14 protein-coding genes are annotated in these 16,838 nt (G+C 31.2%); 3 read left to right on the top strand and 11 right to left on the bottom strand.

What is annotated here, in order from left to right; all coding sequences use genetic code 11:
* Positions 1–3 precede the first annotated feature (3 nt).
* The 10 genes from HSX10_RS14025 to HSX10_RS13980 form a co-directional block, all read right to left on the bottom strand.
* Entirely contained in the window at positions 4–978 is a 975-nt protein-coding gene (locus HSX10_RS14025) for a Gfo/Idh/MocA family protein (protein WP_173588861.1), read from the bottom strand.
* On the bottom strand, positions 968–2,785 hold the full coding sequence (locus HSX10_RS14020) for a sodium:solute symporter family protein (protein ID WP_173588860.1): 1,818 nt from the start codon (positions 2,783–2,785) through the stop codon (positions 968–970). The genes HSX10_RS14025 and HSX10_RS14020 overlap by 11 nt, the downstream gene beginning before the upstream one ends.
* A gap of 154 nt (positions 2,786–2,939) precedes the next feature.
* Positions 2,940–5,459 carry a PIG-L family deacetylase gene (locus tag HSX10_RS14015; protein ID WP_173588859.1) on the bottom strand — a complete coding sequence of 840 codons (2,520 nt, stop codon included), beginning with the start codon at positions 5,457–5,459 and terminating at the stop codon, positions 2,940–2,942.
* A gap of 128 nt (positions 5,460–5,587) precedes the next feature.
* Positions 5,588–6,667: a magnesium/cobalt transporter CorA gene (gene corA / locus HSX10_RS14010; protein ID WP_173588858.1), complete on the bottom strand. Its 1,080-nt coding sequence runs from the start codon at positions 6,665–6,667 to the stop codon at positions 5,588–5,590.
* A gap of 2 nt (positions 6,668–6,669) precedes the next feature.
* Positions 6,670–7,203, bottom strand: coding sequence for a mechanosensitive ion channel family protein (locus tag HSX10_RS14005; protein WP_173588857.1), 534 nt, complete (start codon positions 7,201–7,203; stop codon positions 6,670–6,672).
* Positions 7,204–7,249: 46 nt separating this feature from the next.
* Positions 7,250–8,191 carry a septum formation inhibitor Maf gene (locus tag HSX10_RS14000; protein WP_173588856.1) on the bottom strand — a complete coding sequence of 314 codons (942 nt, stop codon included), beginning with the start codon at positions 8,189–8,191 and terminating at the stop codon, positions 7,250–7,252.
* 82 nt (positions 8,192–8,273) lie between these two features.
* The gene (locus HSX10_RS13995) at positions 8,274–8,867 is read right to left on the bottom strand and encodes a Maf-like protein (protein WP_173588855.1); all 594 of its coding nucleotides are present in this window, start codon (positions 8,865–8,867) and stop codon (positions 8,274–8,276) included.
* Positions 8,868–8,869: 2 nt separating this feature from the next.
* Positions 8,870–9,796: a geranylgeranylglycerol-phosphate geranylgeranyltransferase gene (locus HSX10_RS13990; RefSeq protein WP_173588854.1), complete on the bottom strand. Its 927-nt coding sequence runs from the start codon at positions 9,794–9,796 to the stop codon at positions 8,870–8,872.
* A 101-nt stretch (positions 9,797–9,897) separates the two neighbouring features.
* The gene (locus tag HSX10_RS13985) at positions 9,898–10,431 is read right to left on the bottom strand and encodes a KdsC family phosphatase (RefSeq protein WP_173588853.1); all 534 of its coding nucleotides are present in this window, start codon (positions 10,429–10,431) and stop codon (positions 9,898–9,900) included.
* On the bottom strand, positions 10,431–11,228 hold the full coding sequence (locus tag HSX10_RS13980) for a Rossmann-like and DUF2520 domain-containing protein (protein ID WP_173588852.1): 798 nt from the start codon (positions 11,226–11,228) through the stop codon (positions 10,431–10,433). The genes HSX10_RS13985 and HSX10_RS13980 overlap by 1 nt, the downstream gene beginning before the upstream one ends.
* A gap of 161 nt (positions 11,229–11,389) precedes the next feature.
* Between HSX10_RS13980 and HSX10_RS13975 the strand changes: the two genes are divergently transcribed.
* Entirely contained in the window at positions 11,390–12,682 is a 1,293-nt protein-coding gene (locus HSX10_RS13975; protein WP_173588851.1) for an anthranilate synthase component I family protein, read from the top strand.
* Between the two features lie 242 nt (positions 12,683–12,924).
* On the opposite strand, the gene HSX10_RS13970 is transcribed toward HSX10_RS13975, so the two are convergent.
* Complete coding sequence (locus HSX10_RS13970; RefSeq protein ID WP_173588850.1) at positions 12,925–13,614, bottom strand: hypothetical protein; 690 nt, start codon at positions 13,612–13,614, stop codon at positions 12,925–12,927.
* 152 nt (positions 13,615–13,766) lie between these two features.
* On the opposite strand from HSX10_RS13970, the gene tilS reads away from it, so the two are divergent.
* Complete coding sequence (gene tilS, locus HSX10_RS13965) at positions 13,767–15,086, top strand: tRNA lysidine(34) synthetase TilS (protein ID WP_173588849.1); 1,320 nt, start codon at positions 13,767–13,769, stop codon at positions 15,084–15,086.
* 75 nt (positions 15,087–15,161) lie between these two features.
* Entirely contained in the window at positions 15,162–16,784 is a 1,623-nt protein-coding gene (gene ade, locus HSX10_RS13960) for an adenine deaminase (RefSeq protein ID WP_173588848.1), read from the top strand.
* The last annotated feature ends 54 nt before the right edge of the window (positions 16,785–16,838 follow it).

Below are 16,838 nucleotides of genomic sequence, written 5' to 3'. Positions count from 1 at the left end.
TTTTTAATAATTTAAACCAATTAGCTGTCGAATAGTATCTAAAGTGCTAATGAGCTGTTTACTTTTATCAAAAGTCATAATGTCACTTTCAGTCTTGCCAGTTCTAATAAGTTGATTAAAATGCTCTATTTCATAGCTGTACCCAATTGTTTTACAATCAAAAGTTTTTGTTACCGAATTCCCTTCTTTGTCTGTTAATACAACAGTTGAAGGTTGATGAAAACGACCATTAATTTTAATCGTTCCGCGTTCACAGTGAAATAAAGCTTCGGTATTTGTTTGCGCTAATAATGTACTTTTTAAATAGGCTTTTGAACCTGAATAATTAAATACAATCTCACATTCTGAATCTGCTCCTGAATCGAAAAATTGTGCTTCTGCTTCAATAGAATCAGGTTTTCCTAAAGTTGATAAAGCCGCAAAAACAGGATAAATGCCGATATCTAATAAACTGCCGCCTCCTACAGATTTATTGAAAACTCTAGAGGTTTCATCATATGTAGGATGAAAACCAAAATCAGCTTCAAGCGTAGTAAGATTTCCAAAATGTTTACTTTCAATCAACTTTAAAACATATTGATAATGTGGAAGAAAAAGTGTCCACATGGCTTCCATTAATAAAGTCTTTTTTTGTTTTGAAAGCTGAATCATGGCTTCAACTTCTTCTAAATTCATTGCGAATGGCTTTTCGCATAACACCGGTTTTTGCTGATTTAAGCACAATATGGTATGCTCCTTATGAAAACTGTGTGGTGTGGCTATATAAATAGCATCAATATTAGGATCTAAAACTAAATCCTCATAGCTACCATAAGCAATATTTGCGTTAAAATTTTCTTTAAAAGCTTCAGCCTTTTCTATATTTCGTGAAGCAATGGCATAAAAATTACAATTAGAAACTGTATTTAAGTCCGTAGCAAATTTAGTTGCAATTTTACCTGCACCTATTATTCCCCAATTAATGATTTTAGATTTCAATAGCCGTTTTTTTAGGTGTCATGATTTGTAATAGGTTAGCGATAAAAATAACAACAACACAGCCAAATAAATTGAGCCACAGATAAGGCATCCAATCAAAATACCAACCAATAACAACGATAGCTTGAGTTATTAATGCACCAACAAATACAGCATTTCCTTTAATGTATTTAAAGAAGAAAGCTAGTAAAAAGATACCTAAAACATTACCATAGAATATAGAACCTATAATATTTACAAGCTGAATTAAGTTTTCAGCCAAATCAGCAAAACATGCAATAATAATGGCTACGATTCCCCAACCTAAAGTAAACCACTTGGTCATTTTTACCATATGGTCATCGTCCTTTTCTTCTTTTGTATTTCTACCATACAAATCAATAGAGGTAATGGTTGCTAAAGCATTAATTTCTGATGCCGTAGAAGACATCGCTGCCGATAAAATAACAGCTAATAACAAACCAATTAATCCCGTAGGCAATTGATTTAATATAAAGCGAATAAACATATAATCTCTATCATTGGTCTGCGTATCCTTTGCAGCATCTTTATAAAGCGAAGTTAGAGCTGCTGATTTTGCTAGGTAAATTTCACTTTCAGGATTCCTTTCTAAAGCTTTAACTTCAGAATTAAGAGAATTATATGCCGAAGTATATTCTGGATCAATAGCTTTTTTTATTAAAAACTTAGACTCTAAACGGTATGTTTTTTCAATACTATCTAACTGAAATAAGTCTTTTTTTATACTTGAATCTTTTGTCTTGGATAGGGCTAAACTTAATTCCTGTTTTTTATTAAATAAAATGGTTTGTTTATCTTGAAGTGCTCTATAGTCATCACCGTATTGGGAAGCCAAAACGGTTTCTGTAGATTTGTCTATAAAGTTTAAAGGTGAAGGACTAAATTGATAAAAGACAAATACCATAACACCAACTAATAAGATAAAAAACTGCATTGGCACCTTAAACAAGCCGTTAAAAAGTAAACCCATTTGCATTTCTTTCATTGATTTACCCGAAAGATAGCGCTGTACTTGACTTTGGTCAGTTCCGAAATAAGAAAGCATTAAAAATGTACCACCAATTAAACCTGTCCAAACGGTATATCTATTCTCTAAATCGAATGAAAAATCTAAGATTTCCATTTTACCAGAAGCGCCAGCAATATCAATAGCATCTTTAAATGAAACTTCTTCAGGAATTAAATTTACAATGATAAATAAGGCCGCAATCATACCACCAAAAATGACAAACATTTGCTGTTTTTGAGTGACAGTAACGGCTTTGGTTCCACCAGAAACGGTATAAATAATTACTAACACACCAATAATAATATTAAGCGTTACAATATTCCATCCTAAAACTACAGAAAGAATAATTGCAGGTGCAAAAATGGTAATTCCAGCAGCTAATCCACGTTGAATTAAAAATAGAATCGCTGTAAGACTTCGAGTTTTTAAATCGAAACGATTTTCTAAAAACTCGTAAGCAGTGTAAACTTTAAGACGATGATAAAGCGGGATAAAAACCAAACAAATAATTACCATGGCAATAGGCAGTCCAAAATAAAATTGTACAAATCCCATTCCATCAGAAAACGCCTGCCCTGTTGTAGATAGAAATGTAATTGCACTCGCTTGGGTTGCCATCACGGATAAACCGATAGTCCACCATTGTGAGGTATTACCACCTTTTATATAATCTTGAGCATTTTTTCGTCCTCTTGTTTTCCATGTTCCATAACCAACAATAGTAGCAAGTGTCGCTATTAAAACCGTCCAATCAATCCAATCTAAAGTCTGTGTCATAAATTAAGAGAATGAAGCTGTTATAAAGTAGAATATTATAATATAAAGTACATTAGCTAATAGTACAGCTGTGTACATATGGCTCCATTTTTGTTTAGGCTCAGGTCGGCTTTGGTTATCCATTCAGTTCTGTTTAAGCGGTTTTAGTTTTGTTTTATTTTTTAAGACTGATAGTGTCTTCTTTTTCAGCAGAAAGTAAGTTAGCAAAAAGGCGGTAAGCACCAGAAACTCCTGCAGGAAATTCTCTAAAGAAACTTAAACCTGTATAGATATAGTTTCCTTTGCCATATTTTGCGACTAATAGTGATCCTTTTTTAGATTTTTCACCTTTATCATGTGCAGCGAGTAGGGGGGTAAATTCTTTAGACCATTCATTTGGAAAATATAAACCACGTTCTTGTACCCAACCTTCAAAATCTTGAGATGTTATTTTGTTTGGATAATTAAGAATAGGATGATTTGGTTCTAAAATTTTAACTTCTGCGTTTTCGTCAGTAACACGATCTCTAGATAATTTTAAATTATAAGGTGCTAAATTATCAATTTTAATACCTCTGCTTGTATTGTATTGCACCACTAAATTTCCACCTTCTTTAACATATTCTAATAAGAATTTTTGTTTGAATTTTAAATCTTCAACAATATTATACGCTCTAATACCAACAACAATAGCATCAAAATTAGCAAGGTTTTCTGGTGATATTTGTTCGGGCTTAATAATGGTAACGTTGTAACCGATTTGTCTTAAACTTTCTGGTACAACATCTCCTGCACCTTCAATATAACCAATATTATTACCGCGTTTTTCAATATTTAGTCTTACCACTTTACTTTCGCTAGGTATTAATACCGTTTGAAAAGGAATATGTGCATAATCGATCTCTATTAATTCATCGGTATAAAATTGCCCATCAATATTAACCATTGGTGAGATTAAACCTTCACTCTGATTTTTAGGTGGAATAACGGTGAAAACAACTTTTTGGATATCTCCTTTGTTTGCAATTTCAATCTTTTGCTTTTCAGGAAAAATACTCCAACCTTTAGGGTAAGCCATTTGTACGTAACCACTAAGATTATTTTTACCAGCTTTTACAGTAACTTCAATTTCTTTTTGTTGATCATTTTCAAAAATAAATACCTTATCACTAATACTTGCAGATACGATTGGTATGATTTCGAACGGTCGGTATAATTCGCCCTTATCTGGTTTAGAATAGCGATAAACAACAGGCTTTTTAAAACTGATAGGTGTACCTTCAATTAATAAGTTGAAATCTACAAAAATAGCTCTTGGTGTTTCTGGTAAACCTATTAATTTTTGATCTTCAACGTGGTACATTCCTAATGAAGCCTCTTTGTTTAACCAATAAGGCGTTGTATAATCACTATTTTGAGGAATAGTGATACGTTCTTCAAAATTTAATTTTTGATTATTTTTTAGAGTTATTTTTTTAGAAGTCCCGTTTTGTAATGTTGATAAATGATAAGATAGCAATTCGATTTTTGAAGTACTTCGGTTTATAACTTCCATGTCTAAAGTTACCTCAGAGTTTGGTGCTGCATTTGGACTTTTAGCTGAAACTTCTAAATATAAACCTGCACAAGCTTCTATGATTTCTTTTAATTCTTTAGATTTAACCGTTTTCCAATGTTCGTCTTTTAAATTTTGAACCAGCTTGTAAGCTTCTAATAACTGTGGTAAATGTGATGCTGGATTTTTAAAATTGAAATTAGTTTCAACAGATTTTAATAACGTTTCAATGGCTTGTCCGCCTTCAACACGATTCCATGATGTATCGATACCTTCAAAAATATTTTCACTTCCGTTTAAGTCATCTCCTTTTAAAAATTCTATATATTCTTCTTGTGTACCGCGCTGTGTTAAACGACCAAAACCTTGGCAAAGGTGTTGACTGCTCGCTAAAGCTGCGACCTCATTGTTAGACATGCCTTTGCTAGGGTAATAAACCCCAACATCAAAATTAAGCATGTTACTTTTATCTAGTTTATCAAATTTTTCTTGACTTCCATAACGCCACCAAGAGGTATTGTAAAACAAACGCTTTGGTTGCCAAATTTCTGTATCCGTTAATTGTGATTTGTATTTAGAAGGATCATTAGCCAAATCAAAGGCTTCTACGCTTAACATTGCCGAAGTGGTGTGATGACCATGTGTTGTACCTGGTGTTCTGTGATCGAAACGATTGATAATAACATCGGGTTTAAACTCTCTAATAGCCCAAACAACATCTGCTAAAACTTCATCTTTATTCCAAATTTCTAAGGTTTCATCGGGGTGTTTTGAATACCCAAAATCATTAGCTCTAGTAAAGCGTTGTTCGCCACCATCTACACGTCTAGCGGCTAATAATTCTTGAGTTCTTATTACTCCTAAAAGTTCTCTAATTTCTGGACCAATAAGATTTTGACCTCCATCTCCTCGTGTTAATGATAAATACGCTGTACGTGCCTTAACTTCATTAGACATGTAAGAAATAAGACGTGTATTCTCATCATCGGGATGTGCGGCAATATAAAGTACAGAGCCTAAAACATTCAGTTTTTGAACAGCTTCGTAAATTTCTGAGGACTTAAGTTTTTTGGGTTGTTGCGCTTGTAAGGATACAATTGTGCTTATAAAAAGCAGTAGACAGAGTCTAATTTGGAACATGAGGCTATTAGTTAGTTGGATTCCAAATATAGCCAAGTTTGATACTTTTAGACTTTGTTTTAGATTTTTTTAACGTTGCGTTAATTTTAAGAAATCCTTATATTCTAAGTATTCAATAAGTAGTTTACCTATAACCACTTCTTCCTTTTAAAATAAATTAACAGCGCAATAAAGATGAGTAACATGACTCCTAAAAGAATAAAATAACCATTGCGATGTTGTAGTTCAGGAATGTACTCAAAATTCATTCCGTAGATACCCGCAAGAAAAGTTAAAGGGATGAAAATAGATGACATAATAGTCAGCACTTTCATTACTTCATTCATCTTATTACTAATGGTGGTCATATACATATCCATTAAACTCCAGATCATTTCACGATAGATGTCAATGTTTTCTGAGACTTGAATAAGGTGATCGTAAATATCTCTATAGTAGGTAATTGTCTTTGGGTAAATTAATGTGTGCTCGCCTTTTTCTACACGATTTATAATTTCACGAAGTGGAAAAATAGCACGACGAACTTTTAAGATTTCTCGTTTTAATTGTTGTACTTCAATATTTATGTTTTCTCTAGAATTCCCAGCAAATAAATCAGTTTCTAAATCTTCTATTTTATTACCTAAAGTCTCAATAATACTAAAGTAATTATCTACAACGGCATCTATTAGAGCATAAAGTAAATAATCAGATTTTAAGCTTCTAATTCTTCCATTTCCTATACGTAGGCGGTCTCTCACATTATCAAAAACATCACCTTCAGATTCTTGAAAAGACAAGACGTAATTTTCTCCTAATACAAAACTAACTTGTTCAATAACAATGTTTTCATCAGTATCATAATAAAGCATTTTAAGGACAATGAATAAATAATCATCGTATTCATCAATTTTAGGACGTTGAGTTGTGTTTACAATATCTTCTAAAACAAGTGGATGTAATTCGTACTGTTTACCAATATTTTCAATTTCATTAATAGCATTTAAGCCATCAATATTAACCCATGTTACTGAATTACTATTTTTAAAAGACTTAGCTTCTTGAATATTGGTTAATACACGTTCGTTTAGTGTTTCTTTAGTATAATCGAAAGATTCTATTTGAAGTAGTTTATCTGTTTTTACACCTGTATAAACTAAAGTCCCAGGGGCTTTTCCTGTATGCTTTTTATGGTTTTCTGTACGTTTTTTGATCGTCTTTTTCTTCATTGTTATAAAATAGTAGAATCGTCTAGAGCGTCTTTTTGCAATAAAGTTACTGCTTTTTGAAGAATAAGATTATTAGGGTAAGTCATTAAGTTTCCATTGTCTTCTCTTAGAATAAGTTGAAAGGCTCTAATGTCTTCAATAATAGCTTCTACAGGACAATCTTTATCGTGAATTTTTATTTTGTCTCCAACCTTATATGGAAACGAAAAAAACATGATAACACCAGAGGTAACATTACTTAAAATAGACCAAATGGCAAAGAGAGCAATACCGATAACAGCAAAAACAGAAGAAAAAACCAGAGTAACATCTCTAGTTTGTGCACCAAGAATAAAAGCCTCAATTAGTATGGCTATAAGTACAAGTGTTACTGTTGCATAACGCCCTATTAAACCAGCACGTGCTTCTGTTGTACCACTTTTTCTTCCTATTCTTTTTACAGTAATTACAATGATGGCTCTAATTATAAAAAGTACAATTAATAAAATTGTTGTAGAAATAATTTCATCTTGATAATTGTTAAAAATAGAGTTCATGTAAAGTATTGTTAGTCGATGAAAGATAATTTAGAATTTAGATAATTTATTGCAATTTTAAAATTTCTCTTAAGTTTGAATCTGTATTGCTTTTCTTATTCCAATAATCAGATTTTATAGTCTTTAATTTTGAAGCTTTTGTGGTTTGTGATTTAGCATTTGCACCTAAACCATGAATTGTAGTTTCTTCCCAACCTTCAATTTCATAAGGGAAATTTTGATTGAAATTTATTTTTAAAGTTCTACCTAATTCATCATAAGATATTGTGTAACTGTCATTTTTTAAACTAGCAAGTGCTTTATGAGGTTTAAAGGCTATATTATTTAATCTGATATATTCCATAGCCGGAATTATATCTATTTGTCCGACAGGAAGACTTTTAGGGTTAATTCTTAGCTTAGCCCATAATTCATTTTCTGTGAGTGCTTTTTCTATCTTAAAAGATTGATCAGCTTGGTTTTGAAAATAAGAATGCGACTGTATTTCAAAATTATCACGATTGTTGAGTTGCATATAAGTTTGCCCACACCATTCTTGAACCGAAGTCGTGACTTTTATAGCATGTTGGTTATCTACAACAGGATAAAACGTGCTTTGCATAATAGAGTAGGGGTAAATACCTGTGTTAAAATTCTTTGTTGCATTCACTTTTAAAACAGGTATGTTGTTCTCGCTATAATTATCTGCTTTGACTTGTTTTTCGGGTAAAAAATCTTCGGTTACAAAAACTAAAATAGCAGAACCTTCTCTAATTTCACCATAGCGAGCTTGCTCTAATTTATAAGATGTTATTTCTGCATCACCATTGTACCAATAATCTTTAAAGTCTTTAGATAATTTAGCTTTAGGTTTTAATATTTCAGTTTTAGCTTCAGTAATTGCAATTGACTCTGAAGTTGTAGTCTTATTTTCGTTACAAGACGTAAGGCTTAAAAAAGTTCCAATAAGTAAAACGTATGGTGCTTTGTTTTTTGTAATCTTTATCATGATATTCAGTATTTTAAATTCTCTTAAACACAAGGTTTTATCACAGAATGATAAATAATAATAGTCTAATAAAGATAAGCTTCTAAACTGCTTTAGCAATGCTATTTAACGTTTTGTAAAGTAAATGTGTTGGTAAGCCAACAACATTATTATAAGAACCCTCAATATTTGTAATTCCTATAGCACCAATCCATTCTTGTATACCATAAGCACCAGCTTTATCTAAGGGTTTATAGGTGTTAACGTAATACCAAATTTCTTCATCAGTTAGAGCCTTAAAAGTTACTTTTGTTGTGGTGTTAACAATGTGTTGTTCGGTTTTTAAAGTAAAACAAATTGACGTAACAACGTCGTGCGTTTTATGGCTTAGAGATTTAATCATATTAAAAGCATCTGTTTCGTCTTTAGGTTTACCAAGTGCTTTATTTTCTGACCAAACAATAGTATCGCTTGTAATAAGAATATCTTTATTTTGAAGGTTTTCGAGGAAAGGTTCAGCTTTTAGTTTAGCTAAAAAATCGGTTATTGCTTCACCTTTTAAATGCTCAGGAAAAATTTCTTCAACAGGTTTAAGCCTAATTTCAAAATCGAGATTCATTTCTTTTAAAAAAGCATGACGACGTGGTGAACCTGAAGCGAGAATAATATTGAAATCTTTAAGTGTATCGTTAATCATAATTATTTCAATATAAAATTATAAAGAAGTAATGAGAACATCCCTGTTAACATTACAAGTTTTAATATTAAGCTTATATGTTTGTATTGCGATTTTTGTTTTGTATTAAATAATTTTATGGTGACATAAATTAATGGTGCAATTACTAATATTAAGAAGTAAGCGACTACAATTTGTTGTTTAAATAAATAGGTAATAACATAATAAGTAATAGAAAAAATAGGAATTAGAGACAATGCTATTATCAACTTATTAGCACGATCTTTACCAATTAAAATAGGAAGTGTTTCTATTCCTGCTTTATAATCACCATCCATATCTTCAATGTCCTTAACTAATTCTCTTAAAAAGTTAATCATAAAAGCAAAAATAGCATAGTCTTTTATAATATTTAGAAATGTCATTTGTGTAGCTTTATTACTGAAGTTCATTGCCGGAATTATTTCGTAAATACCAACTAACAAAATACTTAATGCCACAACTAAAGACACCACAATATTACCAACTACAGCAATCTGTTTTAATGACGTAGAATAAATATAAAGTAAGGCAGAAGCAATAAAAAATGCAGCAAAAAAAGTAGGTTTTCCAATGCCATTAGCCAAGTAAAACCCAATACCAACACCAATAATATTAAGAATTATAAATAATGTTGATGCATTATTTTCGGTAATATATTTAGTTACAATAACTTCTTCAGGTTTATTTATTTTATCTGTTTCTACATCATATATATCATTAATAATATAACCACCAGCAGCAATGCATATCGTTGCGAAAACTAATAAGAAAAAATTAAAATCACTTAAGGTTGTTAATACACCGTGACTTTCTTTAAAAGGGATTAAAAGCGCATATTTAATTAAGTATTGCATTATAGCAATCATTAATAGGTTTTTCCAACGAATTAATTTAAGTATATGAATCATTTGAAATTTTAGTAAGATTATATTGTGATATATAAATAATAAGAAGTTAATAAAGGTAACGTTAGCAATTATAACGGTCTTATTTTGTCTTTAATTTTTTATTAATCGTATTTAGCGCTAAAATTCTTATTCCATTTGTTTTGAACTTTAAGAACTTGCTCAATAACATCTCTAACAGCACCTTTTCCACCATTTTTATGTGAAATATATTTTGAAATAGCCTTAATTTCTGGCACAGCATCTTGAGGACAACATGGCATTCCTACCAATTCCATTACAGGATAATCAGGAATATCATCTCCCATATATAAGACTTGAGATTTTGAAATATTATTTTCACTCAAGTAAGTATCAAGCTGTTCAATTTTATTATGTGCGCCTAAAAAGATGTCTTTAATACCTAAGCCAGCTAAACGTTTTCTTACGCCTTCATTAGAACCGCCAGAAATTATACAAAGGTTAAACCCTGTATCAATAGCTGTTTTTAGAGCAAATCCGTCTTTAATATTCATGGTTCTTAACATTTCACCTTCTGTTGTAACGGTTATTGTACCATCAGTTAGTACACCATCAACATCAAAAATAAAGGTGGTTATGTCTGCTAAGTATTCTTTATAACTTTTATCGTCGCTCATTATTTGCTGTTTTTTGTTGTTTTATTGATTCTTGTAGAATTAAATCCGTGTGTTCTTTTTATAGAAGACGTAAGTAATTTATAAATCGATTCGTGTTCTTCTTTTTCAATCAGTTTTAACTGTCGCTTAATGGTTTTTTTATCATTCCGTTTTGCAGGACCTGTTTGTGCCATAAAAGGAGACATTCCTTGAATTTTTTTAGCCGTTTCTTCAATTAAAGGGTGTAAGATGTTAAACTCTATATTTTTGGTTTCACAGATTTCGTGTCCAATTCTATACAATTGGTTTGTAAAATTATTTACAAAAACAGCTGCTAAATGAAGCGTTTGCCTTTGTTCTGTTGTTATTTTATGAGGTTTGCATCCAACGGCTTTTACTAAATCTTTTAATAATTGAAGATCTTCTTTGTCATATACTTCAATACAAATAGGAACTTCAGAAAAATTGATATCTGCATCTTTAGAAAACGTCTGAAGCGGATAAAAAACACCTATCTTATTTTTTTTATCAATATCATGCATGGCAACACTTCCTGAGGTATGCACCACAAACCGATTTGTAAAAGGTAATTCGGTAGAGAATTCTGCAATATTATCATCACTAATAGCAATAATATAAAGGTCTGCTTCTTTTAATTCCTCTAAAGAATCTGTAATGTCAACTTCATTTGCATACGAAGAAATTGAAGCACGTGTTCGATTATACCATTGTGTAATCGAAACATTTTCAGCATTCATAAATGCTTTATATAAGTGTGTGGCTACATTGCCTGCACCAAGTAATACAACTGATATCATGCCGTAAAAGTACTAAGATTTCTTTTTTTAGTACCACAAGAATAGGAATAAATAGAATAATATTTTTTGTTTTATTAACAATACTTCATAATTAAAAACTCTTACAAATTAGCCAAATGATTTTCTTTTAATTTAGGTAAATTGCAGCAATTATTTTAACATTGAGAACAACAGAAATTCACCAAATAGAAGACATTGAAAACTTTAAGCAAAACGCATTGCTTTGGAGTCAGCAATTTATAGATGTTGTATGGTTAGATTCCAACCACCACCAAGATAAATATAGTAATTACGATGCGGTTTTGGCTGTAGAAGGCTTTACGGCAATTCATACAGATTATTATGATGCTTTTGAACGTCTAAAAGAATACCAAACCACAACAAAAGATTGGATTTTCGGTTACCTCACTTACGATTTAAAAAACACAACAGAACGTTTAAAGTCGAATAATTTTGATGGTTTAGAATTTCCTGATTTGTATTTTTTTCAGCCTCAAAAGTTGTTTCTAATTAAAGGGAATCAAGTTGAAGTTCAGTATCTAAAAATGGTAGATGATGAAATTGAAAGTGATTTACTAGAGATTCAAAATTTATCAAATAAATGTACTGAAAAGCTTCAGAATGAAATTAAAATAAAACTAAGAATTCATAAAGATTCTTATTTTGAAAAGTTAGATAAAATGTTAGCGCATATTCACCGTGGAGATATATATGAAGCTAATTTTTGTCAAGAATTTTATGCAGAAGACAGTGTAATTAATCCACTTGAAACTTTTAATAAATTAAACGCAATTTCTAAACCACCGTTTGCAACTTTTCTAAAATATAATGACAAATACTTATTATCTGCTTCGCCAGAACGTTATATTCAGAAAACAGGATATTCAATTATTTCTCAGCCGATAAAAGGAACCGCAAAACGATCTTTAGATACCGTTGAAGATGAAAGATTAAAAACTGAATTAGCGAAAGATGAAAAGGAACGTAGCGAAAACATTATGATTGTAGATTTGGTGCGTAATGATTTGTCCCATACCGCAATTAAAGGCAGCGTAAAGGTTGAGGAACTTTGCAAAGTACATTCTTTTATGCAAGTGCATCAAATGATATCTACGGTATCTTCAAAAGTAACAGAAGAAACACATTCTGTAGATATTATAAAAACAAGTTACCCGATGGGAAGCATGACGGGTGTTCCTAAAATTTCAGCAATGACTATTGTTGAAGATTTAGAAGAAACCAAACGAGGTTTGTATTCTGGTTCCGTAGGCTATTTTACACCAACTGGCGATTTTGATTTCAACGTTATTATTAGAAGTATTCTTTATAATGCAACTAACAAATACATTTCTTATTCTGTAGGTGGCGCTATTACTGCTAAAAGTGATCCTATTAAAGAATATGAAGAATGTTTAACTAAAGCCAAAGCCATGCGTGAGGCTTTAGAGAATTAGATTTTAGTTTTAGCTTTGTTTTAATTATAAACCTAAAAGTCTTTGTGTACCTCTGTGTTTACTCTGTGAAACTTCGCGTAAAACTATCCAGTAAACAAACTGTTTTTACATGAGTTTTCACGAATCAGATCAAATATTTACAACCTAAAAGTCTCTGTGTATCTCTGTGTTTTTCTCTTTGGAAATCTGAGTAATACAATTCAGTTCACAGCGCTACACAAAGACTTCAAACTTTCAATCTATTATCCAATATGTCTTCTAAAAGTACGTTTCACTTTATTAAAAATTGAAATAATACGTTTAGTTTCTATATTTTTAATTTTAGCAATAGATTCAAAATCTAATTTACCAATAACATGTAAATCCACAATATTAGAAACATTAAAAGGTAGCCAGTTGTAAAGTTGTCCGAAGACTTGATCAGTTGGAGTAGAAGATAAATCTTCCACTTCAAATGCGTTTAATATAGAGATTTCTTTATCGGCATATAAATGCAAAGGTTCATTTTCGTTTTGATTATAAGAAATGTCATTTAATTCTGTGTTAAGAATAAAATCGAAATCGGCATCAATGGTATAATCTTGACTCAATTTAGACAATTCCTTATTCAAAAAAGTATCTGTACTTATGGTGTTTTTATGATGTGCTTCTTCTTTAAATAACCCATTCATGTAATTATCTACAATCTTAAATAACGCTAACCTAATAGCCGTTGCATCAGCATTTCTATCAAATTCTTCACTATAAAGAATAATAATACTTTCGTCTATAAGCCCATTAGAAGAAAACATGTTTTTAGGTAAAATACCCGTGGTTTCAGCAATATAAATTCTATGTTTTACATAAGGATGTAAATGAGGAAGAGCGGAAAGTACCTTTTTGTCAAAATTAGTTTGTGTATATTTTGGTTTTATATTATTTATAGTTGCCATAACTTCTAGATTTTAAATTAATTTAAAGATAACGATAATCAAATTTTTGAGATATGATAATTATCATTTGTTAGTGAGCTTAAAATCATATTTTATATTATTTTTAATAAGACTTCAATTTCAGAAACAATAAAATTCAATACCTTTGAAAGGTGTATAAAGACTTCAAAAATCATATAGAAAATAAGCTTTCTATTCTAAAAGAAAGCAAGCTTATTATTGCCATTTCAGGCGGAATAGATAGTGTTGTATTGGCCAAATTATGTCAATCTTTAGAGTTAAATTTCGCTTTGGCGCATTGTAATTTTAATTTAAGAGCAAAAGAAAGTGATAAAGACGAAGCTTTTGTAGTTGCTCTTGCAGAGCAGTTAGAAGTTGAGGTTTTTGTTCAGAATTTTGATACGTTAGCCTATGCAGATAAAAATAAATGTTCTATTCAGATGGCTGCGCGTGAGCTTCGTTACGATTGGTTTGCAGAATTAGCGCAACAATTAAACTACGATTATATACTTACAGCGCATCATGCTGACGATAATTTAGAGACTTTCCTTATTAATTTTACGCGTGGTACAGGATTAAATGGTTTAACCGGAATCCCGATGATTAACCGAAATATTGTAAGACCATTATTGCCGTTTTCTAGACATCAGATTGAAGCTTTTACCCAAGAAGAAAATATTACATGGCGAGAAGATGCGAGTAATGCCTCTCGTAAATATTTAAGAAACAAATTACGTCACGAAGTGGTACCCGTTTTAAAACAGATTAACCCAAATTTGTTAGATAGTTTTCAAAATACACTCACTAATTTAAGTGATACGGCAGCTATTGTAGAAGAAAGTTTGTCAGCCGTTTTAAAAAGAGCTTTAGTTTCTAAAGACGAAAATGGCAATACATACAGGGTTTCAGAATTTAAAAAACTTAACAATCCTAAAGCTTATTTATTTGAAATATTTAAAGATTACGGATTTACAGAATGGAATGATATCGTTGACTTATTAGATGCGCAATCCGGGAAATTAATCCAATCTAATTCCCATCGGTTAATAAAACATCGTGAGTTTTTAATTCTTACCGGCTTAAAGGATTCTGAATTAAGTGAAGTAAGAATTTTAATAACAGAACAAGATTCTGAAGTAGAAATTCCTTCTGGTACATTAATAATTCAACCTATAGAATCTATAGACAGTGAAAACGATAACGCCTTATATATAGATAAGGAAAAGGTAAGTTTTCCGTTAGAATTGCGACTGTGGAGGGAAGGTGATTTTTTTCAACCTTTAGGGATGAATGGAAAAAAGAAGCTGAGCAAATATCTTAAAGATGAAAAGTTTTCTTTAGTTGAAAAAGAAAATACCTGGTTGCTTACCTCGAATAAAAATGTGGTTTGGGTTGTTGGTAAACGTGCTGATGATCGTTTTAAAGTAACCAAATCAACGCATTCTATTTTAAAAATAGAGTTTAAATCTTAATATCTGGCGCAGACAGTTAAAGCCTAATAAAATTAATTATCATTCTGTATGTAATGCAGAAACCACATAGAAGTTATGAAATTAAAAGGAAACATCGTAGATATACAAAACCGTAGAATTTTTAAAGGTGAAGTTACTATTGAAAACGGAAAAATTAAAAGTATTGAAGAAAAGAATTGTAGTGAAAACCATTACATTTTACCTGGTTTTGTAGATGCACATATTCATATTGAAAGTTCTATGTTGGTGCCTTCAGAGTTTGCTAAAATTGCTGTAAAACACGGAACTGTTTCTACAGTTTCTGATCCGCATGAGATTGCAAATGTTTTGGGTGTTGTAGGTGTAGAATTTATGATTGAAAACGGTAAAAAAACACCATTCAAATTTAATTTCGGTGCGCCATCTTGTGTGCCAGCTACAAGTTTTGAGTCGGCAGGAGCGGTTATCGATTCTGATGACATTAAAACTTTAATGGCAAATCCGGATATTAAGTATTTGGCAGAAATGATGAATTACCCAGGCGTTATTTATGACGATGCTGAAGTATTGAAAAAAATAGAATGGGCAAAACACTATAATAAACCTGTAGATGGCCATGCGCCAGGATTACGGGGTGATGATTTAACGAAATATATTTCTGCGGGAATTTCTACAGATCACGAGTGTTTTACATTTGAAGAAGGTTTAGAAAAACTACAAAAGGGTATGAAAGTGATTATCCGCGAGGGTAGTGCGGCTAAGAATTTTGAAGCTTTAATTACTTTACTCGATGAACATTACCAAAATATGATGTTTTGTAGTGATGACAAACATCCCGATGATTTATTATTAGGGCATATTAATCAGGTTTGTGCAAGAGCTGTAGCTAAAGGAAATGACGTTTTTAAAGTGTTGCAAGCTGCTTGTGTTAATCCGGTAAAGCATTACGGTTTAGATGTTGGTTTATTGAATGAAGGCGATACCGCAGATTGTATTGTTGTAGAAGATTTAAAAGATTTTAAAACGCTTGAGACTTATATTAATGGGGAAGCGGTTTATGCAAATGAAACTTCAAAAATAAAGCATGTTGAATTTCAAAATTTGAATAACTTCAACACGGATAAAAAAGAAGTTTCTGATTTTAAATATGAATCTGAAGCTAAAGAAATTAGGGTTATTGAGTGTTTAGATGGCGAATTAGTTACTGATGAAATCGTTACGGCATCTACAATTAAAGATGGTAATTTAGTTTCTAATACAGAAACAGATGTTCTAAAAATGACCGTTGTTAATCGTTATAAAAATGATAAACCTGCTATTGCATTTATTAAAAATTATGGACTAAAAGAAGGTGCTATTGCAAGTTCTGTAGGTCACGATTCTCATAACATCATAGCTATTGGTGTTTCGGACGAATCGATTTGTAAAGCCGTGAATCTATTAATAGAAAATGAAGGCGGAATTTGTGCGGTGAGCGATACGGAACAGAAAGTAGTTGCGCTTCCTGTTGCTGGAATTATGAGTGATAAAAATGCCGAAATTATTGGTAAACAATATGCCGAATTAGACAAAATGGCTAAACAATTAGGGAGTAAACTTCATGCACCTTATATGAGTTTATCATTTATGGCATTGCTTGTTATTCCTGCTTTAAAACTGAGTGATAAAGGTTTATTTAATGGTGGTAAATTTGAGTTTACTTCTGTTGAAGTTAATTAAGGTTTCATTATTTGCTGTAATGTTTAGAAGTTAACAGCTATAAATTCAAAATAT

Source organism: Winogradskyella undariae (assembly GCF_013285155.1).
Taxonomy (GTDB): Bacteria; Bacteroidota; Bacteroidia; order Flavobacteriales; family Flavobacteriaceae; genus Winogradskyella; species Winogradskyella undariae.
Note: the sequence above shows the minus strand (reverse complement) of the source record. Positions and strands in the feature narration are given on the sequence as shown.

Excerpts from the sequence above, each read along its gene's own strand:
- HSX10_RS13985 (WP_173588853.1), bottom strand. The coding sequence starts at position 10,431 with ATGAGCGACGATAAAAGTTATAAAGAATACTTAGCAGACATAACCACC.
- HSX10_RS13980 (WP_173588852.1), bottom strand. The coding sequence starts at position 11,228 with ATGATATCAGTTGTATTACTTGGTGCAGGCAATGTAGCCACACACTTA.
- HSX10_RS14020 (WP_173588860.1), bottom strand. The coding sequence starts at position 2,785 with ATGACACAGACTTTAGATTGGATTGATTGGACGGTTTTAATAGCGACA.
- HSX10_RS14015 (WP_173588859.1), bottom strand. The coding sequence starts at position 5,459 with ATGTTCCAAATTAGACTCTGTCTACTGCTTTTTATAAGCACAATTGTA.
- HSX10_RS14005 (WP_173588857.1), bottom strand. The coding sequence starts at position 7,203 with ATGAACTCTATTTTTAACAATTATCAAGATGAAATTATTTCTACAACA.
- HSX10_RS13990 (WP_173588854.1), bottom strand. The coding sequence starts at position 9,796 with ATGATTCATATACTTAAATTAATTCGTTGGAAAAACCTATTAATGATT.
- ade (WP_173588848.1), top strand. The coding sequence starts at position 15,162 with ATGAAATTAAAAGGAAACATCGTAGATATACAAAACCGTAGAATTTTT.
- corA (WP_173588858.1), bottom strand. The coding sequence starts at position 6,667 with ATGAAGAAAAAGACGATCAAAAAACGTACAGAAAACCATAAAAAGCAT.
- HSX10_RS13970 (WP_173588850.1), bottom strand. The coding sequence starts at position 13,614 with ATGGCAACTATAAATAATATAAAACCAAAATATACACAAACTAATTTT.
- HSX10_RS14000 (WP_173588856.1), bottom strand. The coding sequence starts at position 8,191 with ATGATAAAGATTACAAAAAACAAAGCACCATACGTTTTACTTATTGGA.
- HSX10_RS13995 (WP_173588855.1), bottom strand. The coding sequence starts at position 8,867 with ATGATTAACGATACACTTAAAGATTTCAATATTATTCTCGCTTCAGGT.